The sequence below is a fragment of the Sinorhizobium sp. genome (assembly GCF_059070375.1).
Genome location: NZ_JCACWC010000003.1, coordinates 881,289 through 908,253, shown reverse-complemented (window position 1 = coordinate 908,253; position 26,965 = coordinate 881,289). Strand labels below are relative to the sequence as shown.

At 62.2% G+C, this 26,965-nt stretch carries 28 protein-coding genes; 10 read left to right on the top strand and 18 right to left on the bottom strand.

Features of this window, described 5'->3' with window-relative positions; genetic code table 11:
• Positions 1-68: 68 nt before the first annotated feature.
• Positions 69-314 carry a hypothetical protein gene (locus AC5J09_RS16380; RefSeq protein ID WP_345774906.1) on the top strand — a complete coding sequence of 82 codons (246 nt, stop codon included), beginning with the start codon at positions 69-71 and terminating at the stop codon, positions 312-314.
• Here the strand turns inward: AC5J09_RS16380 and AC5J09_RS16375 are convergent, their stop codons facing one another.
• From AC5J09_RS16375 to AC5J09_RS16355, 5 genes are all read right to left on the bottom strand, one after another.
• Positions 315-1,277 (bottom strand): glycine--tRNA ligase subunit alpha, encoded by a 963-nt coding sequence (locus AC5J09_RS16375; RefSeq protein WP_018094396.1) that lies wholly within the window; start codon positions 1,275-1,277, stop codon positions 315-317.
• A gap of 99 nt (positions 1,278-1,376) precedes the next feature.
• Entirely contained in the window at positions 1,377-1,568 is a 192-nt protein-coding gene (locus AC5J09_RS16370) for a hypothetical protein (protein ID WP_018094395.1), read from the bottom strand.
• A 148-nt stretch (positions 1,569-1,716) separates the two neighbouring features.
• Positions 1,717-2,583 carry a S49 family peptidase gene (locus AC5J09_RS16365; protein WP_102761391.1) on the bottom strand — a complete coding sequence of 289 codons (867 nt, stop codon included), beginning with the start codon at positions 2,581-2,583 and terminating at the stop codon, positions 1,717-1,719.
• Between the two features lie 138 nt (positions 2,584-2,721).
• Complete coding sequence (locus tag AC5J09_RS16360; RefSeq protein WP_324763026.1) at positions 2,722-3,492, bottom strand: tRNA1(Val) (adenine(37)-N6)-methyltransferase; 771 nt, start codon at positions 3,490-3,492, stop codon at positions 2,722-2,724.
• Between the two features lie 34 nt (positions 3,493-3,526).
• The gene (locus tag AC5J09_RS16355; protein ID WP_100669239.1) at positions 3,527-3,748 is read right to left on the bottom strand and encodes a putative signal transducing protein; all 222 of its coding nucleotides are present in this window, start codon (positions 3,746-3,748) and stop codon (positions 3,527-3,529) included.
• 107 nt (positions 3,749-3,855) lie between these two features.
• On the opposite strand from AC5J09_RS16355, the gene AC5J09_RS16350 reads away from it, so the two are divergent.
• The 5 genes from AC5J09_RS16350 (at position 3,856) to AC5J09_RS16330 (ending at position 9,957) form a co-directional block, all read left to right on the top strand.
• On the top strand, positions 3,856-4,872 hold the full coding sequence (locus tag AC5J09_RS16350) for a polyprenyl synthetase family protein (RefSeq protein ID WP_010968861.1): 1,017 nt from the start codon (positions 3,856-3,858) through the stop codon (positions 4,870-4,872).
• Positions 4,873-5,134: 262 nt separating this feature from the next.
• The gene (locus AC5J09_RS16345) at positions 5,135-6,958 is read left to right on the top strand and encodes a tetratricopeptide repeat protein (RefSeq protein ID WP_100669241.1); all 1,824 of its coding nucleotides are present in this window, start codon (positions 5,135-5,137) and stop codon (positions 6,956-6,958) included.
• A 7-nt stretch (positions 6,959-6,965) separates the two neighbouring features.
• The gene (locus AC5J09_RS16340; RefSeq protein WP_494298014.1) at positions 6,966-7,871 is read left to right on the top strand and encodes a 4-(cytidine 5'-diphospho)-2-C-methyl-D-erythritol kinase; all 906 of its coding nucleotides are present in this window, start codon (positions 6,966-6,968) and stop codon (positions 7,869-7,871) included.
• 6 nt (positions 7,872-7,877) lie between these two features.
• Positions 7,878-8,420, top strand: a complete 543-nt coding sequence (gene moaB, locus AC5J09_RS16335) for a molybdenum cofactor biosynthesis protein B (protein WP_018094389.1) — start codon at positions 7,878-7,880, stop codon at positions 8,418-8,420.
• Between the two features lie 457 nt (positions 8,421-8,877).
• Positions 8,878-9,957 (top strand): hypothetical protein, encoded by a 1,080-nt coding sequence (locus AC5J09_RS16330; protein ID WP_494298013.1) that lies wholly within the window; start codon positions 8,878-8,880, stop codon positions 9,955-9,957.
• Between the two features lie 65 nt (positions 9,958-10,022).
• Here the strand turns inward: AC5J09_RS16330 and AC5J09_RS16325 are convergent, their stop codons facing one another.
• The gene (locus tag AC5J09_RS16325) at positions 10,023-10,580 is read right to left on the bottom strand and encodes a glycosyltransferase family protein (protein ID WP_411921947.1); all 558 of its coding nucleotides are present in this window, start codon (positions 10,578-10,580) and stop codon (positions 10,023-10,025) included.
• Positions 10,581-10,746: 166 nt separating this feature from the next.
• On the opposite strand from AC5J09_RS16325, the gene AC5J09_RS16320 reads away from it, so the two are divergent.
• Both AC5J09_RS16320 and rnhB read left to right on the top strand, forming a co-directional pair.
• The gene (locus AC5J09_RS16320) at positions 10,747-11,904 is read left to right on the top strand and encodes a PA0069 family radical SAM protein (protein ID WP_494298012.1); all 1,158 of its coding nucleotides are present in this window, start codon (positions 10,747-10,749) and stop codon (positions 11,902-11,904) included.
• A 187-nt stretch (positions 11,905-12,091) separates the two neighbouring features.
• Positions 12,092-12,742 carry a ribonuclease HII gene (rnhB, locus tag AC5J09_RS16315; RefSeq protein ID WP_494298011.1) on the top strand — a complete coding sequence of 217 codons (651 nt, stop codon included), beginning with the start codon at positions 12,092-12,094 and terminating at the stop codon, positions 12,740-12,742.
• A gap of 238 nt (positions 12,743-12,980) precedes the next feature.
• Here the strand turns inward: rnhB and AC5J09_RS16310 are convergent, their stop codons facing one another.
• The 12 genes from AC5J09_RS16310 to AC5J09_RS16255 form a co-directional block, all read right to left on the bottom strand.
• Entirely contained in the window at positions 12,981-13,466 is a 486-nt protein-coding gene (locus AC5J09_RS16310) for a F0F1 ATP synthase subunit B (protein ID WP_018094384.1), read from the bottom strand.
• 13 nt (positions 13,467-13,479) lie between these two features.
• Positions 13,480-14,094 carry a F0F1 ATP synthase subunit B gene (locus tag AC5J09_RS16305; RefSeq protein WP_275596669.1) on the bottom strand — a complete coding sequence of 205 codons (615 nt, stop codon included), beginning with the start codon at positions 14,092-14,094 and terminating at the stop codon, positions 13,480-13,482.
• Positions 14,095-14,167: 73 nt separating this feature from the next.
• Positions 14,168-14,395, bottom strand: a complete 228-nt coding sequence (locus AC5J09_RS16300) for a F0F1 ATP synthase subunit C (RefSeq protein ID WP_003533642.1) — start codon at positions 14,393-14,395, stop codon at positions 14,168-14,170.
• An 84-nt stretch (positions 14,396-14,479) separates the two neighbouring features.
• Positions 14,480-15,232 (bottom strand): F0F1 ATP synthase subunit A, encoded by a 753-nt coding sequence (locus AC5J09_RS16295; RefSeq protein WP_018094382.1) that lies wholly within the window; start codon positions 15,230-15,232, stop codon positions 14,480-14,482.
• A gap of 60 nt (positions 15,233-15,292) precedes the next feature.
• Complete coding sequence (locus AC5J09_RS16290; RefSeq protein ID WP_275596670.1) at positions 15,293-15,655, bottom strand: AtpZ/AtpI family protein; 363 nt, start codon at positions 15,653-15,655, stop codon at positions 15,293-15,295.
• Positions 15,656-15,944: 289 nt separating this feature from the next.
• Entirely contained in the window at positions 15,945-17,102 is a 1,158-nt protein-coding gene (locus AC5J09_RS16285; RefSeq protein ID WP_494298010.1) for a cell wall hydrolase, read from the bottom strand.
• A gap of 205 nt (positions 17,103-17,307) precedes the next feature.
• Positions 17,308-19,209 (bottom strand): potassium transporter Kup, encoded by a 1,902-nt coding sequence (locus AC5J09_RS16280; protein WP_033047212.1) that lies wholly within the window; start codon positions 19,207-19,209, stop codon positions 17,308-17,310.
• A 16-nt stretch (positions 19,210-19,225) separates the two neighbouring features.
• Positions 19,226-20,206, bottom strand: a complete 981-nt coding sequence (locus AC5J09_RS16275; protein ID WP_324763020.1) for a magnesium transporter CorA family protein — start codon at positions 20,204-20,206, stop codon at positions 19,226-19,228.
• 320 nt (positions 20,207-20,526) lie between these two features.
• On the bottom strand, positions 20,527-21,678 hold the full coding sequence (locus tag AC5J09_RS16270) for an Mrp/NBP35 family ATP-binding protein (RefSeq protein ID WP_100669261.1): 1,152 nt from the start codon (positions 21,676-21,678) through the stop codon (positions 20,527-20,529).
• A 644-nt stretch (positions 21,679-22,322) separates the two neighbouring features.
• Positions 22,323-23,156: a LuxR family transcriptional regulator NurR gene (gene nurR, locus AC5J09_RS16265; RefSeq protein ID WP_411921944.1), complete on the bottom strand. Its 834-nt coding sequence runs from the start codon at positions 23,154-23,156 to the stop codon at positions 22,323-22,325.
• Between the two features lie 172 nt (positions 23,157-23,328).
• Complete coding sequence (locus tag AC5J09_RS16260; protein ID WP_100669263.1) at positions 23,329-24,069, bottom strand: helix-turn-helix transcriptional regulator; 741 nt, start codon at positions 24,067-24,069, stop codon at positions 23,329-23,331.
• 218 nt (positions 24,070-24,287) lie between these two features.
• Positions 24,288-25,154 carry an IclR family transcriptional regulator gene (locus AC5J09_RS16255; protein ID WP_494298916.1) on the bottom strand — a complete coding sequence of 289 codons (867 nt, stop codon included), beginning with the start codon at positions 25,152-25,154 and terminating at the stop codon, positions 24,288-24,290.
• Between the two features lie 120 nt (positions 25,155-25,274).
• On the opposite strand from AC5J09_RS16255, the gene AC5J09_RS16250 reads away from it, so the two are divergent.
• The gene (locus tag AC5J09_RS16250; protein WP_494298009.1) at positions 25,275-26,045 is read left to right on the top strand and encodes an SDR family NAD(P)-dependent oxidoreductase; all 771 of its coding nucleotides are present in this window, start codon (positions 25,275-25,277) and stop codon (positions 26,043-26,045) included.
• Positions 26,042-26,962 carry a 2-dehydro-3-deoxygalactonokinase gene (locus tag AC5J09_RS16245; protein WP_494298008.1) on the top strand — a complete coding sequence of 307 codons (921 nt, stop codon included), beginning with the start codon at positions 26,042-26,044 and terminating at the stop codon, positions 26,960-26,962. Before AC5J09_RS16250 ends, AC5J09_RS16245 begins: the two co-directional genes overlap by 4 nt.
• Positions 26,963-26,965 lie beyond the last annotated feature (3 nt).

Below are 26,965 nucleotides of genomic sequence, written 5' to 3'. Positions count from 1 at the left end.
GTAACGGCAACGCGTCGGCGGATGCTCGATAGTCTATCCATCGAACAACCTCAACGCTTAGTGCCGCCATGAACACCCCCGTGAGCTTCATCAACGTGATCGCCTTTGCCGCCCTTTTCGCGACCCATGCAAGCGCGGGTCCGATCGAAAGGCCGAGCGGTGTGCGCCGCGCGCTGCAAATCTATGCCGGCGAGTTGTCGAGCGTCAGAGCGCCGGCGCCGAAGTGGCGGCTCGACGGGAGCGAGCACATCTGCTCGCAGCGATCGGACCCGCTTGCCCCGCCATGCGGCCGGAGGACCTCTGCGACCTCCTGATCAGGCCGCTTCCCTGTTCCAGTTGGCGCCGCCGGCCTCGGTCAGCAGGAAGGCTTCGCCGCAGGCTTTCGCGAGCGTACGCACGCGCAGGATGTAGCTCTGGCGCTCGGTTACCGAAATCACGCCCCGGGCATCCAGAAGATTGAAGACGTGGCTCGCCTTGATGCACTGGTCATAGGCGGGGAAGACGCATTTGTGCAGGCGGTTGTTGCTGGAGTCATCAGGCGCACCGGCGGCCAGCAACGCCAGGCATTCCTTTTCCGCATCGATGAAATGCTGATGCAGCATCGCCGTGTTGGCGTATTCGAAATTGTGCCGCGAATATTCCTGCTCCGCCTGCAGAAAGACATCGCCATAGCTGATCTTCTCGGCGCCCTCGCGGCCGTTGAAGTTGAGGTCGTAGACATTGTCGACGCCCTGGACATACATCGCCAGGCGCTCGAGGCCGTAGGTCAGTTCGCCGGAAACCGGAGAGCATTCGATGCCGCAAACCTGCTGGAAATAGGTGAACTGCGACACTTCCATGCCATCGCACCAGCATTCCCAGCCGAGGCCCCAGGCGCCGAGCGTCGGGCTCTCCCAGTCATCCTCGACAAAACGGATATCGTGCAGCAGCGGATCGAGGCCGATCGCCTCGAGCGAGCCGAGATAAAGCTCCTGCAGATTGGAAGGGTTGGGCTTCAAGATCACCTGATACTGGTAATAGTGCTGCAGCCGGTTGGGATTTTCGCCGTAGCGACCGTCGGTCGGGCGCCTCGACGGCTGCACATAGGCCGCGCGCCATGGCTTCGGCCCGAGCGCCCTGAGGGTCGTCGCCGGATGGAACGTGCCTGCGCCGACCTCCATGTCGTAGGGCTGAAGCACGGCGCAACCCTTGTCGGCCCAATAGTTGTGCAGCGTCAGGATCAGAGCCTGAAAGGAGCGCTTCGGGTTCATGTGGTCCGGGAGGGGTGCAATCGTCATGGGATCCGGGTCCGAATTCGTCAAGATTTGCGGGGACAGGTGCCATGCCGCAGGGCGAGGGTCAAGCGCCTTCACCCGCCGGTATTCGGTCAGGCAGCCTCACTCGTCGTCGCGCTTCAGGCGGTACTCGCCGGTCTCGGCGTCCTTGACGAGCGTGCCGTTTGCGCCAGTCTCGCGCTGCCGGCGCAGGCGCTCACGCTGACGCGTCAGCTTCTCGGCGTCTGCGACGAACTTGCGATAGCCGATCCAGGCGATGACGGCGATAATCAGAAGCAGGATGATCTGCGGCATGGTTCCTCCTCTGCATTTCCCTCCGATGGAACGGTGGCGCGAGGGAATGCAGCAAATCGCAGTGTTAGCGCGCTCATGCGGTACTGGCCAGATGCTGCCGCGAGACCGTTCTTCAAAAACACACGCTCACGCAAGGAACAGGGCCGATTCAAAGACCGAAACGCGCCCAGAGCGCCCGTTCCTCGACGGCGTCGACAAGACCTGCAGCCGCCGTTGCGACGAGCGGCCCCGCGATTGCTCCGGCTACGGCTGCCCCGGGCTGACGTCGCCCGAAGAGGCTTCGGGCCGGCTGGATCAGCTCCAGCCGCGCTTTTTCTCCATAGCGCTTCTTCACCTCGCCCCGCATGTCGCCGAGAGCGTCGACCAGGCCGAGTTCCTGGCCACGTTGCCCCGTCCAGAACAGCCCCGAGAAAAGATCGGGATGGTCGGCCAGGAGCGAACCGCGCCTGCTCTTGACCATCTGGATGAAGATGTCGTGGATCTCGAGCTGCAGGCCTTTGAGAAATTCGATGTCACGCTCCTTCTCCGGCTGGAAAGGATCGAGAACCACCTTGTTTTCGCCCGCCGTGTAGACCCGTCTCTCGACGCCGATCTTCTTCAGGAGATCGGGGAAGCCGAAGCCGCCCGAAACGACGCCGATCGAGCCGACGATCGAGGTCGGATCGGCGATGATCTCATCGCCGGCCAGTGCGATCATGTAACCACCGGACGCCGCCACGTCCTCGACGAAGATCAGCACGCGCTTCCTCTTCTCCTGCGCGAGATCGCGGATGCGCTGATAGATAAGACGGGACTGCACCGGCGAACCGCCCGGAGAGTTGATGGAGATGGCAACGGCCGGGGCCTCTTTGACGGAGAAGGCCTTTTCGAGCAGCGGCGCAACCGTCGCAAGATTGAGAGCCGGGCGCAGCGGGCTGCCGCCGGCCATGATTGCGCCATGCAGCCTGATCGCCGGAATCGTCACACCATCCCTGCGGAAGCGCTTCGGCATCAGCTTTCTGAAGAATCCGGCCATTTCAACTCCTGCCCGCTGCAATCTCTGCATATCTTCTTAAATCCTAGCCGATTTAAGAACAAAGACATGCAGCAATCCAAATCGTCGTCGTGCATGTATGCATTGGCGTCGCAAACGCAATGCCCTGCTTACGGTTAATCATCGGCGATGATAGGCCGCGCGGCCGTTGTTGAGATCGTCGACCTCGGGCGAGAACCGGTGGCCCTCCCCGTGCATCACGAGCGGCGCGCGCAGCGCCAGCCGCTTGCGGCTCTGCTTGATCGCGGATACGAGGATGCGCACGGCATTTTCGCCTGCCCGCGGCAGAAGCGGGGTGATCTCTATGCCGCCGAAGCGGCGGCCGCAGGCTTCGATGATCCCGGCGATCGATTCGGGCCGGGCGATCAGGGAAAGCTGCCCGCCCGGCTTCATGATTGCTCCGGCCGTTTTGATCCACGCTTCGAACAGGTCGCCGCTCATTGCATGGGCCTCCGCCTTCAGCCGGTCGGGCGTCCTGCGATCCGCGGCGTCGTTGAAGGGTGGGTTCATGATCACGTGGTCGAATGTGTCGTCCGGGAGACCCGCGGCCGCGCGCGCCTTGCCGCTCAGCGCGACATCGGCTTCGAGCACCGAGACCCGGCCGGCAAGATGCGCGTTCTCAGGCAATGCGAGGCTGCGGCGCGCAAAATCCGCCATGACCGGCGAACGCTCGACCAGCAGCACTTCGGCCTCCTCGATCCGCGACGCGACGGCCAGGCCGGCCGCACCGGCGCCGGCGCCGAGATCGGCGACGCGGCACGCGCTGCGGCAGGAAACGAGGGATGCGACCAGCATCGCATCCATTCCCGAACGATGCCCCTGACCCAGAGGCTGGATCAGGTGGAACCTGCCGCGGTGGAAAGCATCCACCGTCTCCGGAATTCCCGTCATGCCGCTTTCCGCCTCGCGGAAGGGCCGCAGCCGATCATTGCCGCAACTCCCGTTCAAGGCCCGCATCGATCAGAATGCGCCGCGCCCGGTTGGCATCGTCCTCGGCGACCAGGAAGCGCCGCGGCAGGAGGCCGAGCGATCCTTCGAGTATGCTCATGTCCTGATCGGCGATGAAGCATCCGATCCCGGCATCCTTCATCAGGCTTTCCGCAAAGGAAAGAAGGACGGCATCATTGGTGCGGATCAGCTCTTTCATCCGGCTCTATTTTCCTGTCTTAAAGCTGCGGGCGGGACAATTCGCCTCTTGCCGCCCGAAGCCCCTCTTTCTATTGTCGAACCCGCAACGAAACAGGAGTCCGGGCGTTGGGCGTAGTGATACCGCTGGAAGACAATAAAAACAAACAGGCATCTGTGAAGCCGCTTGTCGACCTGACGCTGTCCGACATGGAGCGGGTCAACCAGCTCATTCTTTCCAAGGCGGGTTCCGACGTCCAGATGATCCCGGAAGTCGCCAACCACCTGATTTCCTCGGGCGGCAAACGGCTCCGGCCGATGCTGACCCTCGCAGCCGCTTCGATGTTCGGCTACGAGGGCGATGGTCACATCAAGCTCGCGACCAGCGTCGAGTTCATGCACACGGCGACCCTTTTGCACGACGACGTGGTCGACGAGAGCGATCTGAGGCGCGGCAAATCGACGGCGCGGACGATCTGGGGCAATCAGGCAAGCGTGCTCGTCGGCGATTTCCTGCTCGGGCAGGCTTTCCGCATGATGGTCGACGTCGGCTCGATCGATGCGCTCGACGTCCTTTCGACCGCCGCATCGGTGATCGCGGAGGGCGAGGTCCTGCAGCTTTCGGTCGCCAAGAACATGGAGACGACCGAGGACGACTATCTGCAGGTCATCCGCGCCAAGACAGCGGCCCTCTTCGCCGCCGCCTCCGAGGTCGGGCCGATCGTCGCAGGCGGAAGCAAAGCCGACCGCAACGCGCTGAAGTCCTACGGCACCAATCTCGGCCTTGCCTTCCAGCTGGTCGACGACGTTCTCGACTATGGCGGAACGTCGAGCGATCTCGGCAAGAATGTCGGAGACGATTTTCGCGAAGGCAAGATCACGCTGCCGGTCATTCTCTCCTATCGCCGCGGCACGCCGCAAGACCGGGCGTTCTGGCGCGAGGCGATCGAGGGCGGCGCAAGCGACGCGGCAAATCTCGAAAAGGCGCTGGGTCTCATCCGTCGCTACGGCGGGCTTACGGATACGATCGCCCGTGCCAAACACTACGGCACGATCGCCCGCGACGCGCTCGCGCCGCTGCCGGCTTCCCCATGGAAATCGGCGCTCGTCGAGGTGATCGATTTCTGCATCGATCGGGTAAGCTGAGCCACTTCATGTTTCCTTGCATCGCGGCCGATCCAAGGGCAGAAACAAGCAGCAATTCAAAGTGTTGCCGCGAGGCTTACGCTTCCGGCACGGGACCCGGCGCCACAGCAGCGGCGGACGAAGACCTCTCCGGAGGATTTTCTTGCCGCGCTGCGCCAAAAAAGCCATTCTATTCTTGAAGACTTGCGCCCGATTTCCAATCGGCTCCGGGCCAACCAGCGGTGGCGTCTCGAATCGTACCACCGGCAATGAAAGGTTTGATATGCGGCAGAATACATTCCTTCGCCTTCTCAGCGGCGCGGCAATGCTGGTTCTTGCAACGGTGACCGGCAACCAGCAGGCTTTTGCCGAGGAGAAGGCGCCGGTCGAAGACGCCGAGCCTTTCGATATCAGGAGCGTCAACACCTTTGCCGGCGCATTCCTTGCGGCGCGCACGGCAGACGTCGATCGCGACTTTGCGGCGGCAACCGAACTCTATCGCACCGCACTCAGGTTCGAGCCCGGCAATAACGATGTCAAGCAGCGGCTGATGATCACGCTGCTGATGAGCGGCAAGTTCGATGAAGGCGCCAAGATCGCCGAAGAGCTGAAATCGGATCCCGCCGTCGAAAGGATCACCACGGTGGTCCGCGCGATCGAAGCCATCCGCAAGCGAGAATACCGCAACGCGCAAAAGCTCTTGAACTACGACGGTCCGAACGATCTCGACCGGCTGATGAGCTCGCTGCTTTCCGCCTGGGCCAAGTTCGGCCAGGGCCGACCGAAGGAAGCGCTGGCGCAGATCAAGAATTTGGATGGCCCGGAATGGTTCCGGATCTTCAGGAACTATCATGCGGGGGCGATTGCGCTTGCGGCCGGCGACAAGACGACGGCGCGCGCCCGGCTCAACGACGCCATTCTTGACCGAGAAGGCGGCGGCGCCGCGCCCGACACTTTCATGCGGGCCGTCGAGGCGCTGGCGCGATTCGAAGCGCGCGAAGGCAACAAGCAGAAGGCGTTGGATACAATCGCTGTCGGCGAAAGCCTCGTCAACAACTACACTCCGCTCGAGGCGCTGAGGAAGAGTGTCGAGGAAGGGAAGCCGCAGGAGCAGCAGGTACGCAACGCCGTGCAGGGTGCGGCCGCCGTTCTCTTTTCGATCGGTGGCGCGCTCAACCGCGAAGGCGCGGAAGACATCGTTTCGCTCTACCTTCAGACGGCGCGTCGGCTCGACCCGGAAAGCGCCGATATTCTCGTGATGCTCGGCGGCATCGCCGAAAACCTCAAAAAGCCGGAAGAGGCGATAGCGCTTTACAAGAGCGTGCCGGAGAGCTCGCCGATGCGCCGCCTTTCCGAACTTCAGCTTGGCCTCAGCCTCGCCGGCATCGGCAAGGTAGACGAGGCGAAAAAGCATCTCAAAGGGCTGATCGACGTCGATCCCAAGAACATCCGCAACTATCTCGCCTATGGCAGCGTGCTTTCCGACGCCAAGGACTACAAGGAGATGGGCGAGCTTTACGACCGTGCGGTCGCCGCGATCGGCCCCGTGCCGAAGCGGAGCGACTGGACCGTCTTCTTCCAGCGCGGCATTGCCTACGAACGCCAGAAGCTCTGGGAAAAGGCCGAGCCGAACTTTCGCAAGGCACTGGAGCTCAACCCGGATCAGCCGCAGGTTCTGAACTATCTCGGCTATTCCTGGGTCGATATGAACATCAACCTCGAGGACGGGCTTGAGATGATCCGCAAGGCGGTCGAGCTCAAGCCCGACGACGGCTATATCGTCGACTCGCTCGGCTGGGCCTATTTCCGCATGAACCGGTTCGACGAGGCTGTGACCGAGCTCGAGCGCGCTGCCGAACTGATGGCCGGCGACGCGACGATCAACGACCACCTCGGCGATGCCTACTGGCGCGTCGGCCGCAAGCTCGAAGCCGTGTTCCAGTGGAATCAGGCGCTGGAACTGAAGCCCGAGGAAGCGGAAATTCCGAAGATCAAGGCGAAGATCGAAAACGGTCTGCCGCCGCTTAAGGAACCGGTCCCGGCCGCGGCGGATGCCAAGGAAATACTGCCGAAAAAGACCGAGACAGCGCCGGACAAGAAGTCCTGACCGTAACATGCAGGCAGACGGCATTCCGGGCTTCGCACTGACCTTTGCGGCGCCCGCCAAGATCAATCTCGCGCTGCACGTCGTCGGGCAGCGCGCCGACGGCCACCATCTGCTGGAAAGCCTGGTGACCTTCGCCGAATGTGGCGACCGGGTCGGGCTGACCGCGGCGGAAAGGGACCGTTTCACGGTGTCGGGCCGCTTCGCCACCGACCTTTCATCCGAGGGCAATGGTGGTAATCTCGTGCTTTGCGCCCGGGACCTGTTGCGGCGCGAGCTTTCGGCGCAGGGTGGAATGGCCGGCCCGGTTCATCTGCATCTCGAGAAGAACCTGCCGATAGCATCGGGGATCGGCGGCGGCTCGGCCGATGCCGCCGCGACTCTGCGCGGGCTGCTGTCGCTCTGGGGCGCGACCGTCGAAGCGGCAAGGCTCGACAGCCTTGCGCTGCAGCTCGGCGCGGACGTTCCGATGTGTCTCGACCGAGGCCCCCTCGTCGCGAGAGGCATCGGCGAAGAGATCACGCCTTTTCCCGAGCTGCCGCCCTTCGACGTCGTCCTCGTCAACCCCCTCGTCGCGGTCTCCACGCCGGTTATCTTCCGATCGCTCGTCAGGAAGACCAATCCTGCGCTGGTCTTGCCTGAGGATGCCCGCTCGACTGCCGAATGGCTGACGGCCATGGCGGCCATGCGGAACGATCTGGAGCCGCCGGCACGTGCGCACGAGCCGATGATCGAAACCGTCTCGAACGCACTGCACGATGCAGGCGCCGCGCTCGTGCGGATGTCCGGCTCAGGCGCCACCTGCTTCGGACTGTTCACGGGGACGAAAAGCGCCGAGCGTGCCGCTGAGACCATTTCCGCCGACCACCCGCGATGGTACGTTCAGGCGACGCGAACCGCGGGAAAATCAGGATAACGCCAAATGCCCGGCCTCGATGAAAGACGCCCCTTCATTCCCATCGGCATCGCCGTGCTCACGGTCTCGGACACGCGCACACGCGCGGACGACAAGTCCGGCGATGTGCTCGAAGCAAGAATACGGGAGGCCGGCCACCGGCTCGAGGCGCGGACAATCGTTCCCGACGAGCGCGAGAAGATCTACGGACAGGTAAAGGCCTGGACGCTCGATGCCGCGATCGACGTCGTCATCACCACCGGGGGCACCGGCTTCACGGGCCGCGACGTGACGCCGGAAGCGCTGGAGCCGCTCTTCGAGAAACGCATGGATGGCTTTTCGGAGGTGTTCCACCGGATCTCTTACGAGAAGATCGGCACGTCGACGATCCAGTCGCGAGCCACGGGCGGGGTCGCCAACGCGACGTTCATCTTCGTCCTGCCCGGATCCCCCGGTGCCTGCAAGGATGCCTGGGACGAAATCCTGAAGCAGCAACTCGATTACCGGCACATGCCGTGCAATTTCGTCGAGATCATGCCGAGACTCGACGAGCACCTGAAGCGCGGCTGACGAAATTCGTGTTCCGTTTGGAACAGCCCAGCGCCCAGAATCCCGTTAGTTTGCCTTCGTCGGCTTGGCTCGAAGCGGGCAAGGCAAGCACCGTTTAATTGCTTCGAGCGAATGTCCGGCCTCTTTTCTGGGGCAATATCGGGAAAAGAGAGAAGGCTACGACGTGCTGCCCGTTCGCAACGGTGGGCCTGCATGGCAAGACATTTTCACAGACGATTATTTGCATAAACAAGGTCATTTGAGAGCCACTTTGGGGGGTACCGCAAGGTACGCCCCATTCTTGCTTCGGAGAAGAGGCTCAGCTCGGGGCTGCCACCGGCATATGACGGCTTCTCGTCGCCGGAGAAACCCCATTCCTGTTTACCGCCTCGGAGCCCCTTTTCCCGGTTTTCACTAACGACGCAGGCGCGCCCCTCGAGGCTCCGCGCCGCGACCCCGCGCGGGTAAGGAGGAGGTCATGGGAACGGCAGAGCATACATATTCGAAAACGGATTGGCCTGAGGCCGAGATTCCGCTGGGGCTGCGGGCGCTCTACGAAAGGCGGCGGAAGGATGAATGGCAGGCAACGGTGGACAGGCTGAACGCATTGCGCCAGTCCTTCGCGGAGCAGCGACGGCATATCATTGCACCTGAACTGCGCGACAGGATCAAGAATGTTGCAAGGTCGGGCTTGCGGGATGATCCGCGCGGCCCCGGTCTTCGATACAGGTCGTTCGTGGAGGCCAGGAATGCCGACCTTGATCTGAACGCGCTCAAACGGCTTCATAAGCGCGCCTATAGCGACGTCGGCGCGTTGGTGAAGAGCCCTGAAGCCTTCCACCGCCACGAAACGGTGGTCGGCAGCGTGACCGACATCTTCAAACAGCCACCGATCGTGTACGTCGCGCCCGATCCGGACAAGGAAAAGCTGTTTCTCCCTCCCTTTGGAGGTTGCTGGGACAGACTCGATCAGAATCAGGCAACCGGCGACGGAGCAATCGTGGAGAACAGTTCCTATCTGGACTGTGCCGGCCGGTTTGGATCGAAACTGATCGCCCGCAACAGCTATGCCTCCGACGTGGATCTTCTCTGTGCCTATCGGGAGAACGGCTATCTCGTGCCGTTCAAGACGCTTCGCACCGGGATACTGCAAGTCAAGGCCGACCTGTCGGCCCTCATCTGCCGCCATCACATTTCGACCTACGACGAGTTCGGGTGGTCCGACTTTCACGCGACGACGCGCGGCCGCCTCGTGTTGGCTGTGTTCTGGAACTGGGAGGATGTCGAACCGGCGAACGAGGTGAGCGACCAGTGGTTCGCCTCGGGCCTCGACTGCAGCGGCGATGGCGAGAGCTTCCCCGGCACCTCAATCCAGGCCGTTCCTGGGGAACGAAGAATCATCAACCTCTTCACCGAGATGGCCTTCCCCGCTGGCCGCGAGCTCTGGATCTATGTCGGCGTGGCTGATCGCATCTGGGCACTCCTCAATGACGTCAGCATCGACATTTCGATCGACTCGGCCTGGCAATTGAACTCGCTTGCAGTCCGCTCGCTCTGACGACGATGCCATTCGGGTCCCTCCGACACCTCGGTCGGGGGGCGAATGGACAACCTATCGCAAGCTCACATCTTGGAATCAGGCGTCCGATGCCGTTCACCGGTCGACCGGTTCCCCATTGCGACCCAAGCTGGGACGAGCTCGGTCGCAAGTTTGCGGGCAGCTCGTCCGCTCGTAAGGCCGCTGAGCGGCATGTTGCCGCGCGCAGCCGCGACTGCATCACCCTTCGGCATCAGAAATCCGGACTCCAGCGGCGGCGACCTGTGCGCCAGGCGCTTGAGAAGCGGGCGCTTATGCATTCGCGAGGGAGAAAACTGCGCCGGGCTCCTGTTCAAAGAGACGTATTCGGCCAGTTCATCCACCCAGCGGCCGATGGGGCGGGCACCAGGCTCCAGCAGCATCAGCCACTCGCCGCGGGCCGAACGAAGGACATCGCCGAGATCCCAGTCGAGGCAGAAGCGGCAGCCGGCCGCATCCGCGATCCTGGGAGAGCCGTCGGTCGATCCGTGGTCCAGGATTATGACATCGCTGACGAGCCCTTCCACCGCACCGGCAACGAGCGCCGAGAGCGTCTGCGCGAGCTCCGCTTCGTTGTCCTTCGTTTCCATGATGACCGTCAGCATAGCCGTTCCTACCGCATCGCAGCGCAGATTGCTACAAGCGCCGTTCCGCACAGGGTGCGGGATGATCACGGACCTGTGCTGAATATTTGTTCTTGATTTGTTCCATCTTCTGCGCTAGGAAAATAATCAGCACCAAGCGAACCGAGCATGGTTCCGGGAGGTTTAGATGAACGATCTGTCTCAACTCAAGCAGGGCATCTATGCGCCCGGCAACAGCGCGGATGTGGCGGAGGCCCTCGTCGCCGGAACCGGCATCAGAATCGACGTCGATCGTCGGCGCGGCCGCGGTGCCGCCCTCAACATCTCCGGACGCTTCGAGCCGATGACGCGCGAAGTCTTCGATGACGGGTGGCAAACCCTCGAGGAGCTGCCGCCGTTCAAGACCGAGGTCCAGATAGAAAAGCCGAAGACCGCGATCACGCGCAACGATTCTCCCGATATATCTTTCGACCGATCGATCAATCCCTATCGTGGCTGCGAGCACGGCTGCATCTACTGCTTCGCGCGGCCTACGCACGCCTATATGGGGCTCTCGGCAGGGCTCGATTTCGAAGCCAAGCTCTTCGCCAAGCCGGACGCGCCACGTCTTCTCGAGCGCGAACTGGCGAAGCCGGACTATAAGCTCCGTCCCATCGCGATCGGCACAAATACCGATCCCTATCAGCCGATCGAAAAGGAATGGCGGATCATGCGCCAGATCCTGGAGGTGCTCAAGGACGCCAATCATCCGGTCATGATCGTTACCAAATCGGCCATGGTGACGCGCGACATCGACTTGCTGGCGCCGATGGCGGAAAAGGGGCTTGCCCGGGTCGGGATTTCCGTAACCACGCTCGACCGGAAACTGGCGCGCAGCATGGAGCCGCGCGCGTCGACGCCCACCAAGCGGCTGGAGGCGCTACGCGCAATTTCCGAAGCCGGCATTCCCGCTGGCGTTCTGGTCGCGCCGATCATTCCGGCGCTGAACGACCACGAGATCGAGCGCGTGCTCGATTCGGCGAAGACGGCCGGCGCGTCGGATGCGAGCTACGTCCTCCTCCGGCTTCCGCTGGAGGTGAGCCCCCTGTTCCGTGATTGGCTTCTCAGAAACTATCCGGACCGCTACCGGCATGTCATGTCGCTCATCCGTTCCATGCGCGGCGGCAAGGATTACGATGCCGAGTTCGGTAAACGAATGAAGGGCAGCGGACCTTACGCCTGGCAGATCGGCCGTCGGTTCGAGCTTGCCGCCAAGCGGCTCGGCCTCAATCTGACGCGCCGGCAATTGCGCAGCGATCTCTTCGTGCCGCCGCTCGGGATGGGGGTTCAACTGTCGCTGCTTTGATGCAGACATTTTCGACAGGCCATCGCACCGGAGATTGAAAAAACGTCGCGATCTCGACCGCCGATGTGCCTTAGAACTTCCAGTGTCCGCCCTTTGCCTCGGGGGCGGTGCTGGTCTTCCCCGGCAACCGCCGCAAACCGAGCCGGGGGCTTGAAGGGAATCGGGCGAGTATGCCAATGTCGCCCGCATGACACGCAGCAAACAGCCCGATTCCCCTCTTTTCCCTCTTCCGCCGGCCGTTCCGGATTTCGCGTTCGAACGCGCGGCGCAGCGCGACGGTCTCTGGCCGGTGGCGGGCGCCGACGAGGCCGGGCGTGGTCCGCTCGCGGGCCCTGTCGTCGCTGCGGCTGTCATCCTCAATCCGGAGGCGATCCCGGCGGGCCTCAACGATAGCAAGCTCTTGAGCGCGGAGCAGCGCGAGGCGTTGTTCGAGGAGATTCTGGCGACGGCGACGGTCTCGATCGCCTCGTCCTCGTCGGCCCGCATCGATACGACCGACATACTGAAAGCCAGCCTCGATGCGATGCGCCGCGCCATTCATGGCCTGGAGCTGGCGGCCCGCATCGTTCTCGTCGACGGCCGCGACGTCCCTCCCGGGCTTACCTGTCACGCCAAGGCCATCGTCAAAGGCGACAGCCGCTCGGTGTCGATCGCCGCCGCATCGATCGTTGCCAAAGTCACCCGCGACCGGATGATGGCCAGGGCCGATGCAACCTTTCCCCTCTACGGCTTTGCCCATCACGCGGGCTATGCGACGGTGAAGCATCGCACCGCGATCGAAAGCCACGGCCCCTGCTCCCTGCACCGCATGAGCTTCCGCCCGTTCCGACAATTGTAGTCGACGCCGGCCTTGGCCCTTGATCGGGGGCGTAAACCGGAAGCTTTCTTCCGCGCCGCGCAAAGCGGCTCCGCCGCCCTGATCCACGCTGTAGGCATGAGCGTCCCTCCCGGCAAGGGCTTGGTCGACACGATCACAACCGCTGAACCCGACCGGGGGATGTCGGAGACAACCTCCCATGCGCGCAACGAAAAAACCCCGCCGAAGCGGGGCCCTTGAATCTCGGTCGAACCGACTCTCAGTTCAGGCGCGACTTGACCTCGCCGAGCGCCTTCTTGAAGAGCGACTCCTGAGCACCTGCGTCGGCCTTGCTCGCGATCACTTTCTCGGCTGCGCTGATTGCCAGGTCTACGGCAGCAGCACGAACCGCATTGATCGCATCGCTTTCGGCCTGCTTGATCTTCTGTTCGGAAAGTGCCGTGCGGCGCGCGACATATTCTTCGGTCTTCTGCCTTGCTTCCGCCGTCAGCATCTCTGCTTCGCGCTGGGCAGCGGCGACGATGCTCGCGGCTTCCGCCTCGGCATCCTTGCGCTTGCGCTGATATTCGGCAACGAGGCTCTGCGCTTCCTCGCGCAGACGCTTCGCTTCCGCCAGTTCGTTGCTGATCTTGTCGGCGCGGGCGTCGAGTGCCTTGCCGACCATGCCCGGAACCTTGAGATAGGCGATGAGGGCAAAGAAGAGAATAAGGCCTACGAGGGCATAGAAAGTCGCATCAAGAGCCATTGTTCTCTTATCCTCAGTTGCCGGCCGAAGCCTTGAACGCCGCAGCGATCTCGGCCTTGGTGACGGTTCCGCCGATCAATTGCTTGACCACGGCCGTTGCAGTTTCCTCGGCGATGGCGCCGACATCGGCAAGCGCTTTTGACTTGATGTCGCCAATGCGCGCCTCTGCGGCGGCAATCTTCTTCGCGAGTTCGGCTTCCACACCGTCGCGATCGGCTTTGGCCTTCGTCTTGGCAGCTTCGCGTGCGGTGTCCGCAATCGAATGGCCTTTCGCCCTTGCGCCTGCCAGTTCCTGCTCGTAGGCGGCGATGGCCGCATCGGCCTCGCCCTTCAGACGAGATGCCTCGTCGAGGTCCTGAGCGATTCGGTCATGGCGCGTCTCGAGGATACCGCCAATGCGGGGGATGATGACTTTCGACATCAGGAGATAGAAAAGCCCGAACGTAATCGCGAGCCAAAGAAGCTGCGAAGCGAAATGGGTCGAATCGAAGGGCGGGAACACGCCGGAGCCATGCTCGCCTTCGTGGGCCACACCCGTTTCGGTGTGCACCTCACCGGCCGCAGCGGCATCGTGTGCTTCGGCGCCTTCGGTGGTGGATGACTGGGCATATGCCTCGGTCACAAACATGCTCACCTCCAGGTGCACTCAAGAATATGCGCGGCCGCGGCCCGACGGGCCGCGGCCAAAACTTCTGCCGATATCAGACGGCGAAGAGGAGGAGGAGTGCAATGAGCAGCGAGAAGATGCCCAGAGCTTCCGTAACGGCGAAGCCGAATACGAGGCGGCCGAACTGGCCGTCAGCTGCCGACGGATTGCGCAGAGCGCCGGACAGGTAGCTGCCGAAGATGTTGCCGAGGCCGAGAGCCGTGCCGGCCATACCAAGGCATGCAAGACCTGCACCGATGTACTTTGCTGCTTCCGCTTCCATGATTGACTCCTTCGAAATGGTGTTGCGGCTTAGGATTTGCGCTTCCGGCGGCAAGCCGACCGGAAACCAGCGACTGTTTATTCCTTAGTGGCCTCCGGGGTGGACCGCATCGTTGAGGTACATGCAGGTCAGCACCGCAAAGACATAGGCCTGGAGGAAGGCGACAAGGAATTCAAGACCGGTGAGGGCGACGGTCATGATGAGCGGCAGGATCGCGCCGCCGATGCCGAGCGCTCCAAAAGCGCTGAGCGATGCGACGAAGCCTGCGAAGACCTTCAGCGTGATGTGGCCCGCCAGCATGTTGGCGAAAAGACGGACCGAGAGGCTGATCGGACGGGAAAGGAATGAAATGATTTCGATCGAGACGACAAGCGGCAGAAGCGCGCCCGGCACGCCTTGCGGCACGAACAGCTTGAGGAAGCCGAAGCCGTGCTTGTAGAAGCCGTAGAGAAGGACGGTGCCGATCACGAAGACCGCAAGCGCGAAGGTGACGATGATCTGGCTGGTGACGGTGAAGAAATAGGGGACCATGCCGAGCAGGTTCGCCGTCAGGATGAACATGAACAGCGAGAAGACCATCGGGAAGAATTTCATCCCGTGACTGCCGGCGCCCTCGCGAAGCATCGAGGCGATGAATTCGTAGGACATTTCCGAAACCGACTGCATGCGCGTCGGGATCAGCCCACGCTGCGACGTCGTCAGATAGAGGAAGCCCGCGGCCGCACCCACGGTCGCGACCATGAACAGCGACGCATTGGTGAAGGAAAAGTCAATTCCGCCAATCTCGATCGGGACAATCTTGTTGACCAGGAACTGGTGGGTCGGATCGTTTGACACCGCGCTTCTCTTTCGTTTTGCCCGCCCGCGAGCGGAAATCCTGTTCTTCCCGGCGACGTATCAGACGCCGCCGCCATCCTCTTTGTCCGTGCCCGGCTCGCCCTTCCGCTCGTCGGGCTTCGCCACCAGACCGGCGGAACGCAGCACGTTCAACACGCCGGCACAGAAGCCGAGTAGCAGGAGGACGATCATGCCCCACGGCCCTGTACCCGCAAAGTGGTCCAAAAGATAGCCCAGAAACGCCCCGACCAGGATGCCGGCGATGAATTCGCTCGAAAGCTTCATCGCCGCCGCGTACCCCTTGCGGCTTTCATCGGCGCGCCCATCCGCCCCTTCCGAGACATCCGCCCGCTTCTTGGACTTGATGTCGTCGCCGAGACGCTTGAGCCGCGCTTCCAGACTTTCTTCCGGCTTCTCCGTCACATGGCTCCCCTTTGCACCCCCACGCGGTCGAACGCGATCTCGGTCATACAAACGGCCGCTGTTCAAGCCACGCTTCGGCCCCATTTGAAGTCGCGCGCAACATAGTTTTAGGCACCCGCATAGTCAAGGCATGGAGGCACCTTCGACGTGGACAATATTATTGTTTTAATTCAACGACTTAATGATAAATCCGGCAAGCTGCGACAAAGGTGCAGAGGGAATCGCCGCCAACGGCGGGGTCACGCCCGCGGCTCCGGCGGCTGGCAGGGGCGCGGAGGCGGCCACGCCGTCAGCTCCAGCCGCCGCCATAGGTTCTGTAGAAGATGTGCAGTCCGATCTTGCCGACCCGCTTCATCGTCTTGGCCCAGGCGGGATTCACATAGGTGGCGTGATAATGGGTCGCCGAGCCGACTTCCGACAGCCATATCCTTCCGGAGGTAACCGCCAGCGCGACTTCCTTGGCCGTCTTCCAGTGCGATCGCGAATAGATCAGGTCGCGGATCATGTCGCAGGCGAAAGAGAACTGGCAGCGGTTGCGCCAAGCCTTGTTCTGGTAGACGACGCCGCAGATCGTCTTCGGGTAGGTCGGATTGCGGACGCGATTGAGAATGACCTGCGCCACCGCGGCCTGACCCTTGACGGATTCGCTGCGTGCCTCGAAATAGATTCCCTCGGCCAGACAGGTCTGCTCTTCCTTGCTGAAGACGGTTGACGGCAGCGGCGTTGCCGCCCAGGCATGATCGTCGGGCGCGATATCCGGAATGAAGCGCCCTGCATTTTCGTCGTTCCGCAGGATCGAATCGAAGGGTGATTCACGCGCATAGTCCGGCTCGGGCCGGACATAGGCAGTCGCAAGAATGTCGGGCTTGTCGTTGGTGACGAGCTTGGCCAGCATCGGCGAGAGGCCCGGTTCCGGCTTCGGCGGCGTCTTGCGGTAAAAGACCGTGGCGATCTCGATCTCCTTGCCTTTGATCTTCGGCTTGGCGAAGACCATCTTCTCGGGGCCGTCGAGGGCCGGGCCGATAAGCGAGCTCGTGCGCTGAAGGATGGACCCGGCGCTGAAGTCCTTGGGCGGGGTCACCGGCGTTACCGCGACGATTCGCCCCTTCTTCAGCTTCCGCGTCACGCGATCCTCGTCCGGCGTCCCCTGGTGTTTCGATTCGGCGGTCAGCGCCACGCGGCCGCCTTCCGGCAGGGTCATGCCGGCGCCGCCATCGAGCGCACCGGTGGTGATCGGGTCCGTGAAGACCATCTCGACTTCGTGGAGAGAGCCGGCCGGCGAAGGAGTGAGATAGGTGCGCCAACGCTCGCCGCCGCGGTTGATGCCGGACAGAAACGTCGCAATGTCCGAATAGGCGACCGCCGAGGGAAAGCCCAGGAATACGGCAAGGCCTAGGATCGCCGGAGCGCGCCAGGCCGAGAACGAAAACCGAAACTTGTCACGCAACTTCCAACTCTTACGCACCGGTCGGCTCCAGGAACTCTTTCTCAAGCACGCGCTCTCGCAAGCCGGCGATGAGCCAGCGACAAGATTCCATGCAGGACGCTAGGGTTTGGAAGCGGCCGGCCGGCTCGCCGGGACCGCTTCGCTTGAGCCTTGAAAATGCGGCATTAACCTTGATGTTTGGTTAATGCGGACGCAGTGAAACGGATCAGATGATCACGTGAGAGCCGAGTTCGACCACCCGGTTCGTCGGCAGGCGGAAATAATCGGAGGGATCGATCGCAGCATTGGCGAGTGCGATGAACAGACGGTCCTGCCAATGCGGCATGCCGGACTGGGCGTCGGGCACAAGTTTGCGGCGGCCGAGATAGAAAGAGGTGGACATGATGTCGAATTTCAGGCCCGATTTTCTGAAGAGGCCCAGCGCCTGAGAGACATTCTGCGTCTCCATGAAGCCGAACTTCATTTCCAGCAGAGTGAAACGCTCTGACAACCGCCGCGCGCTGACCCGCTCTTCCCTCGGCACCTTCGGCGTGTTTGCCGTCCGGATCGTCAGAATGAAGTTCTGCTGATGCAGAACGTGGTTGTGTTTGATGTTGTGCAGCAGGGCGGCAGGAGTTGATTCCGGATCGCTGGTCAGGAATATCGCCGTGCCGGTCACCGACACCGGCGCGTGCTCGCTCTGGCGCTCGACCGATTTGATGAAGCTTGCCAGCGGAATGTCGATATGGCGGGTCTTGGCGTGCAGGATTGCTGTGCCGCGCTTCCAGGTCCACATGATGACGATGAAGGTCGCCGCAATGAGGATCGGCACGTAGCCCCCGTCGTGGATCTTCAGCATGTTGGCGCCCAGGAAGACGAATTCCAGCGCGAACAGGGGCAGCAGCGCACCCGCTGCCCACCAGCTCGGCCAGTTCCACCGCATACGCAGGAATTCGAAGGAAAGCACCGTGGTGACCACCATCGCACCGGTGACGGAGATGCCATAGGCGGTCGCGAGCGCCTCGGAGGAGCCGAAGAGGAAGACGAGCGCCATGACGCCGAACATCAAAAGCGTGTTGACGTTCGGCAGGTAAATCTGGCCCGTATGGGTCTCGGACGTATGGAAGATCGCCATGCGCGGCAGGAAACCAAGGTGGATGGCCTGGCGCGTCAGCGAAAAGGCGCCGGTTATGACCGCCTGACTGGCGATGATGGTGGCCGCTGTCGCGAGAATGACGGCGGGCAGCAGCGCCCATTTCGGAAACATCAGGAAGAAGGGATCGGACATCGCCTCCGGGTTCTTCAGCACGAAGGCGCCCTGCCCCAGATAGTTCAGCGTGAGCGCCGGGAAGACCACGGTGAACCAGGCCCACTGGATCGGCCGCCTGCCGAAATGGCCGAGATCGGCGTAAAGCGCCTCGGCACCCGTGACCGTCAGGAAGACGGCGCCGAGTACGACGATACCGACATAGCCTTCGTTGAACAGGAAGGTGACGGAATAATACGGGTTGAAGGCTCTGAAAATCGACAGGTCGTCGGAAATATGCACGAAACCGATCGCGCCCATGACGACGAACCAGATGAGCGTTATCGGGCCGAAGAAATTGGAAACCGCGGCAGTACCCTTGGACTGAACGGCGAAGAGGAGCAGGAGGATGACCACGGCGATCGGAACGACGTAGTCCGAAAGGGCCGGGGTCACCAACTTCAAACCCTCGACGGCCGAGAGCACCGACAGTGCCGGTGTTATCATCGCGTCGCCGATGAAGAGTGCGGCGCCGGCAATGCCCATGAAGAACAGTATCGCCGTGTGACCATTGGCGGTCTTCATGAGCAGCGCAAGCAGGGAGAGCGTGCCGCCCTCGCCCTGATTGTCCGCCCGCAGCAGGAAAAGCACGTATTTTATCGTGACAATGATCGTCAGCGCCCAGATCATCAGCGAGATCAGACCGATAATCTCGACGTCCGTCACACCGTCGTGCGCGACGGGGCGCAACGCCTCGCGGAAAGCATAGAGAGGGCTGGTGCCGATATCGCCATACACGACGCCGACGGAGCCAAGCGCCAGAACCAGCAGGCGGCGGATATTCTCCACCCCAGGTGTAGCGGGAGCAGACAATTGAGACATGTTGCTCAACAGGCCCTTAGAGCCAGCCTTTCCAGCGGAAGAAGAAAAAGGGGATCACGGCCGAAAGTACCATGGCCGCAAGCGCCCACGGATAGCCGAACTGCCATTCAAGCTCAGGCATGATGCGAAAGTTCATGCCGTAGACAGAAGCGACCAGCGTCGGCGGCAACAGAACGACCGAAGCGATCGAGAAGATCTTGATGATCGCATTCTGCTCGACATTGATCAGGCCGAGCGAGGCATCGAGCAGGAAGGTGATATTTCCAGAGATGAAAGCCGTGTGTTCCGAGAGCGACTGGATGTCCCGCGATACCGTACGGCAAAGTTCCCGGCTTTCCTTGTCTGCTTGAACGTCGGGAACCGTATAGACGAAGGTCAGCAGCCTGGAGAGCGAAGCGAGGCTGTCGCGCGTTTTCGCAACAAGCCGGTGATGGCCCGCGACGTCGCGCAGGCGTGCTTCGAGAAAGTGCGGTGGCCGGTGCCGCCGGCCAGACGCCTTGTCGCCGAAGACCTGGAGCGCCAGGTCGTCGATCCTGTCGACGGCCTGCTCGAGAATTTCCGCCGTCCTGTCCACAATCGTCTCGAGCAGGCGCGTCAGAATCACCGCGCCGTTGCGGCAGCCGCCGGGGATACGATGCATGCTGGCCTTGAACAGGCCGAAGGCCCTCGGCTCGGCATAGCGGACGGTGACAAGGCGCTTGCCTGCCAGAATGAACCCGACATCCGTCAACCCCGGCATTTCCGTGTCGCTTCGATAGACGAGCGAAGCAGTCATGAAGACGGCACCGTCGTCCGTATAAAGCCTGCTCGAAGGTTCGATGTCCCTCAGATCGTCCCGCGTCGGAATGGGAATTCCGAGCAGTCCCTCGATCATCAGGTCTTCCGCCTTGGTTGGCTCGACAAGATCTATCCAGACGAGATCGGGACGCAGGGCCGACGGCGGTTCGGCCGTGGAGAGAGCGACCGCTTCACCGTTGACACAATAGCCTGTGATCATGCGGCCGCCTTTTTCATGCAGCCGACGACGATGAACCTTGATGATTTCGCAGGATCAGCCGCCACAAGATTTTCCACAAAGCAGATTCATCCGATGAAGGCTTTCAGCCGTTTCGACGCCGCATGACGGCAGTCGGGTGACCAAAGTCTCCGGCGATGGCAGTGGCTCGCTTTGACTTGCCTATACGAGCCAAGGGGATATGACTCAACCCCGGCGCAAAATCAATGGCCTTCGGGGATCCGGTGCTTCCCTGTCGGATGTCTCGGTCGCGCCGCACTGAATTCCCCGGCATGTCGCTTGGGCATGACCGCGGCGAAGCGCTATTCGAAGACGATGTTCGGCATCGCACGGCTTTTGTCCTGCCGGGCAGCGGTGACCTCTCCCCAGACCCGCGCCGCGATGTCGCGATAGACGCGCGCGACCTCGCCATCGGGCTCGGACGCCACGAGAGGGGTTCCCGCATCGGAGGTCTCCCGGATACCCATGGTCAGGGGCACCTCTCCAAGGAACGGTACGCCGATGCGCTCGGCTTCCTTGCGCGCGCCGCCATGACCGAAGATGTCATAGCGCCTGCCCGTATCGGGTGCCACGAAATAGCTCATGTTTTCGACGATCCCGAGAACCGGAACCTCGACCTTGCGGAACATGGCGAGACCCTTGCGGGCATCCACGAGCGCCAGGTCCTGCGGCGTCGACACGATGACGGCGCCTGCGAGCGGCACCTGCTGAGCCATCGTCAGCTGTGCGTCACCGGTGCCGGGAGGCATGTCCACGACCAGGACGTCGAGGTCCCCCCACGCCACCTCGCGCAACATCTGCAGGAGCGCCGACTGGATCATAGGGCCGCGCCAGATCATCGCGACCTCCTCGTCCACGAGGAAGCCCATCGACATGACTTTCAGGCCGTAGTTTTCCATCGGGCGGATAAGCCGCCCCTCGATCTGTTGCGGGCGGCCGGAAATCTTCAAAAGCCGCGGCATCGAAGGGCCGTAGATATCCGCATCGAGGAGCCCGACCTTCAGCCCGTTTGCCTGAAGCGCCAACGCCAGATTGACGGAGGTGGTGGACTTGCCGACTCCGCCTTTGCCGGAGGCGACGGCGATAATGGCGCCGACGCCGGGGATGCCCGCCTTTGGTGCCGCACCGCCCGCCCGCTGCGCCGGCGCATGGCCCGTCGGGGCCGGCCGGGGCCGCTCCACCGGGCCCTTCTGCGGCGCGGCCTTGCGGTCGGCAGTCAATGCCACCATGGCGGCCTTCACGCCGGGAATCTCGCGCACGACTCGTTCGGCGGCCGCCCGCATCGGTTCGAGCTCCTTCGCCCGATCCGCCGGCACGGTGATCGAGAAGTAGGCCTTGCCGTCGGAAATGAACACATCGGACACAAGGCCGAGGTCGACGATGTTTCCTTCCATATCCGGACCGCGGACGGTCCGTAGCTTCTCCAAAACCATTTCCCGGGTGACATCCGGCATGTCGGCCTCTTGCTCTTTCGTTGGCGCGCAACGCTTTCGACTGCTGTATCGCTAGCCCAAATCGCACCCGATTTAAGGAACTGGGTATTAGATAGTCGAGCCGGGGCACTTCGCCAATGCGACAGGTGGGAAAATGAGAGGGCCGCCAACCGATCATCGTGTCCGTACATCCGGGATCACGGGCGATCGGCGGCGGCCCTTGTCGCGACCTTCCTGGGCGCTGTCTTATTATGGTCCCCTCTGGACACGGAACTGAATATGCACAATGCGTGCCAGTTGGCGCCTTCCGCAAAAAACCATAGTTTTCAATGAGTTGCCCTTCATCTATGGCGGATGCGCAAGAGACTGCGCTGCTCATTTCCTGAGCAGGCGCGCCATTTGGATACGAAATGCTCGCAGATGCCCCGGCTCCGAATCGCGGAAACTCTCCAACTCCTTATTTTGCCGCAAACTCCGGACGGAGAACCGCTAGGCACTTTTCTTGGACGTGCTTTGTTTTATTTCCTCATTCCTGTGCTTGTCACAGGAATCCAGCCAGACCAAGTCCTTGGGCTGCAAGAACGCTTCCCGCGCCGCAGACGCGGCGCTGCTTTCATCTCTGTGACAAGCACAGAGAAATGAGAGCGGAGGATGACTCTCATGCCCTAGCTGATATAGCCCTTTTTCATCGCCTTCACGACCGCCTGCGTGCGGTTCACCGCGTCGAGCTTCTTCGTGACGTGGTTGAGGTAATGATTCACCGTGTGCTCCGACAGGCCGAGGATACCGGCGATTTCCGAGCTGGTCTTGCCGGCAGCCGTCCAGCTCAGGCACTGGATCTCCCGTTCGGAAAGAACCGTGTTGGTGTTCTTCCAGACAGAGCCGATCTCGGCAAGCCGGTTATAGACGTGAATTGCGATCATCTGCAGTTCCATCGCCGCCGTCATCGGTAATTCCGCTTCCGGGCCCATGAGGATGACCGCGCCGCGGCCACCTTCGGCATCGTGGACCGGGAAGTAATTGGCTTGGAATATGCCGTTGTCGCGCAACATGGCGATGTAATCCGCGGCAGAGTCGGGCTTGCCTCCCTCCCTCTCCCAGTCTTCAAGCATGATCTGAAACGGCGTCGTCGTCTCTCTCAACCGTCGCACCCCGGTGCTGAAGCGCAGCATCGAAAGGCTGTCATATTTGTTGAGGAGCTCGGCCGGCATGTTCGAGATCACCGTGGTGGCGGAGAGCCGCTCTACCTCGACTGCAGGGATCGAACAGATGAGAAACGTCTTGAAGCCGAAAATCGGCGTAATCCGCCGCATGTAGCGGATAATGTCGAACTGGGTCTCGAGCCTTGCTATCTCAGGCGCGAAATCGCCGCCCCGGGGCAGATCGATATCAGTCGTCCCCCTCGTGATCATCTCTTGCATCGGTGCGGTTCCATCGCAGTCATCGACTATCAAATAGCCCGAGCGGCCGAGCAATGCCAACAGGTGATTGACGATCATCACCTCTGACGCGCAAAACCCTGTGCATTTCGACCGTGCCGATGAACGCCGACGCCGCCTTCAGCCGCTCGCGCCGTAAGACGGCCGCGTACGGGTTCGCGTGCCTCCATTTCCCGTGCTTGTCACAGGAATGAGAGAAAAAGGGCTCTGTTCATGTCCCGCCCGGCGTCGATCAATTGATCAAGCCCGCGCGTATCGCCTTGGCGACAGTTTGGACGCGATTGACCGAGTCGAGCTTGCGCGTCGCACGGTTGAGATAGTGGTTCACCGTATATTCCGACAGTGCCATGATACGGGCCATCTCCACCGTCGTCTTGCCAGCCGCGGCCCAGCGCAAACACTCGATCTCGCGGCGGGAAAGGCTGCCCGGGCCGCGTCGGTCGCGCGTCCGGACTTCGCTCAGCCGGCTGTATAGAAGGCCGGCCCAGAGGTTCAGAGCCTGCATCTCGTCGTCGGACACGGCGGACCTGTCACCGCCGAAGGCGATGGCGGCGCGGTGACCCGCGGCATCATGGACCGGGAGATACACCCCGCGCGGCATGTTCGCCTGTTCGAAAACGCATATGGCAGCTTCGCCCTTTCCGTCCACACGCCCGCGCGCCAGCAGATGAGCATCATAGGTGAAGGGAATTGTGCTGCGCCGCAACCGCTGTATCACGGGACTGCCGTCGATCAGGCGGGCACTGTCATAACGCCTGAGGAAATCCATCGGCCAGGTCGTCATGAGCGCCTGCGCAGTGAGGCTGTGGGACCCCGACTCGGGAATGGCGAGGACCATGAAGCCTCGAAAACCGAAACCTTCCGACACCCGGCCGAGCGCGCTCCGCACATCATCCTCGCTGTCGATCGACCCGCTGACAGCGTGACCGTCAGGGAGGACCAATGAGGATATATCCACGCTGAAATCGATCATCTTCCGCCCGCCTCTCACATCCGCGTTCCAGCTGGAGCATGACGCTCGCGCTGTCATACCCACGCCTTCGCTTCCACCAGAATTCCGCCCGATGCAACCAGCCGTGGCAGCAGACCGGCATTGAAGCTACTTATCTTGAACCTTTTCGTCCAGTCGAAACTTCTAATTTACCGTAAAGCGGTCCCGCGCACTTTTTCGTGGAAAACATGCTGTAATCCTTAACCGTCACGGCGACCTTGCTCGTCCGGCAGGTCACGCGGCGCCGCAGCCCCCTTTTCCCGCCCGGGGCCAAGCCGGATCCGGACCTCTTCCTCGATCTCTGCCGCCACCTCGCGCACGTCCTGCGCCCAGGCGGTCAGCTGCTGCAGGCTGACCCGATAGGAGGGACCGGTCACGGAGATCCCTCCGACCAGGTCGTGTTCCGGAACGCTGATCGGGGCGGCCACGCAGCAGATCTCCGCCTCGTGCTCCTCCCGGTCGAAGGCATGGCCGTCGTGCCGGATTTCCTCGATCTCGGCAAGGAGCGATTCTATCGAACGATGCGTTTGCGCCGTGAACGGGTGAAACTCCATTCCGGTCGATATCCGCTGCAACTCGCCTGCGGGAAGAACCGACAGAGCCGCCTTGCCGATACCCGTACAATAGGCCGGCGACGCCTTGCCGATCTGCGAACTCATACGGACGGTCTGCCGGCTTTCCACCTTGTCGACATAGATGATCTCGGTCTCCCGCAGCACGCCCAGATGCACCGTCTCGCCGGTCAATTGGTGCAGGTGCAGGAGATAGGGGGCGGCAATCTCGCGAAACCGGTTCCCCGACCAGGAGCGATAAGCGAATTTCAACAGGCGAAGCCCGGGCTCGTAGGACAAGTCCCGGCGCTGCACCAGCAAGCCCTCTTCTACGAGATGGCCAAGCAGCCGGTGCAGGGTTCCGCGGGGCTGACGAACGGTCTGCAATATATCCGTGAAGCGCTGAGGGCGGTCGGCCATGGCTACTGCTTCCAGCACGGCCATTGCCTTGCCAAGCGTGCCGGTGCCGACGAGGTCACCTTCCATGTCGTCTTCATTCTTCCGCTTCATTCTTATCCGCTTTCCGCTGCGCTATCTTGACAGGGTAAAAGCATTGGCGCGATAATTCCATATAATAAAACACAGTTCCGAATATTGGAACAACCAATCCCGCAGCCGCGGTATCAGGGAGAAGCCATGACCTTGCCGAGCAGCCAGTTTCCTGATCTGCGCGATCGCGGAGTTCTGGTCACCGGCGGCGGCTCCGGCATAGGGGCCGCACTGGTGGAGGCGTTCGCCCGGCAGGGCGCCCACGTCGCCTTCGTGGACATCGCAGCGGAAGCGAGCCTGGCGCTCTGCGAGAAGGTCGCGGCGCGGACCGGGCAGGCGCCGCATTTCATCCAGGCAGACCTGCGCAATGTCGAGGCCGTGCGGGCCGCAGCCGACGAGGCGGCCGCCAAACTCGGCTCCGTCCGTGTCCTCGTCAACAACGCCGCGCGCGACGACCGGCAGGCGCTCGAAGCGGTCACTGAGCAGAGCTGGGACGAAAGCCTTTCCGTCAACCTCAGGCATATCTTCTTCATGTGCCAGGCGGTCGCGCCCCACATGCAGCGGCAAGGCGGCGGATCGATCATCAATTTCTCCTCGATCGCCTTCATGCTCAATATGCCGGAAATCCCCGCCTACTCTGCAGCCAAAGCCGGGATCATAGGCCTCACCAAATCGCTCGCCGGCAAGCTCGGACCGGATAACATCCGCGTCAACGCGATCCTGCCCGGCATGATCGTTACGGAGCGGCAGCGGCGCTTGTGGCTCACGGAAGAATCGATCGCGCGGATGCAGGAAAGGCAGTGCCTCAAGCGCATGCTGGTCGCCGACGATCTCGTCGGCCCATGCCTCTTTCTGGCGTCGGACAGTTCGGCGGCGATGACCGCACAGACCATGATCATCGATGGAGGCGTGTTTTGACGACGGCAGGCTATTATGCCGCAGTGGATTGGGGAACATCCAGCTTCCGACTGTGGATCATCGGCGAGGACGGTACGGTGCTGGCCGAACGCCGCAGCGCCGAGGGCATGACGACGGCCGCAAAGACCGGTTTTCACACGATTCTGGACGGCCATCTCGCCGCGGTCGCCGCGCCTGCGCATCTGCCGATCATCATCTGCGGCATGGCTGGCGCCCGTCAGGGCTGGAAGGAGGCCGGGTATATCGAAACTCCCGCAGCACTCGCCGAGATTGCCGGCCGTGCCACGGCCATTCCCGATGTCGACCGCGACATCCGCATTCTCCCCGGCCTCGCCCAGCGCGACCGACGGCATCCGGACGTCATGCGCGGCGAGGAGACGCAGCTCCTCGGCGCTGCCGGGCATCTCGGCGCCGGCAGCCATCTCGTCTGCATGCCCGGCACGCACAGCAAATGGGTCCGTCTTGCCGACGACAGGGTCGAGGGCTTTTCCACCTTCATGACCGGCGAGCTCTTCGACACCATCGCGCGCCACACCATCCTCAGCCACGCGGTGGCAGAAGCGGAAACCTTCGCGACCGGGAGCGCAGCCTTTACGGATGCAGTAAGCCGCACGAGGGAGAACCCGGCGCTCGCAACCAATCTGCTCTTCTCCGTTCGTGCCGGGCAGCTTCTGCACGGCACCGGCGCCGCCGATGCGAGAGCGCAATTGTCCGGGACCCTGATAGGCCTGGAGATCGCCGGAGCGCTCGCGGCGTCGGGCACGGTGGACGGCGTATGCCTCGTCGGCTCCGGTGGGCTCGGCACGCTTTATCGTACTGCCCTCGAAAGCCAGGGCCTCAACGTCCGGGCCGTCGACGCCGATGAGGCGGTGCGGGCCGGTCTTTCCGCAGCCGCCCGTGCGATTTGGCCTTTGTGATAG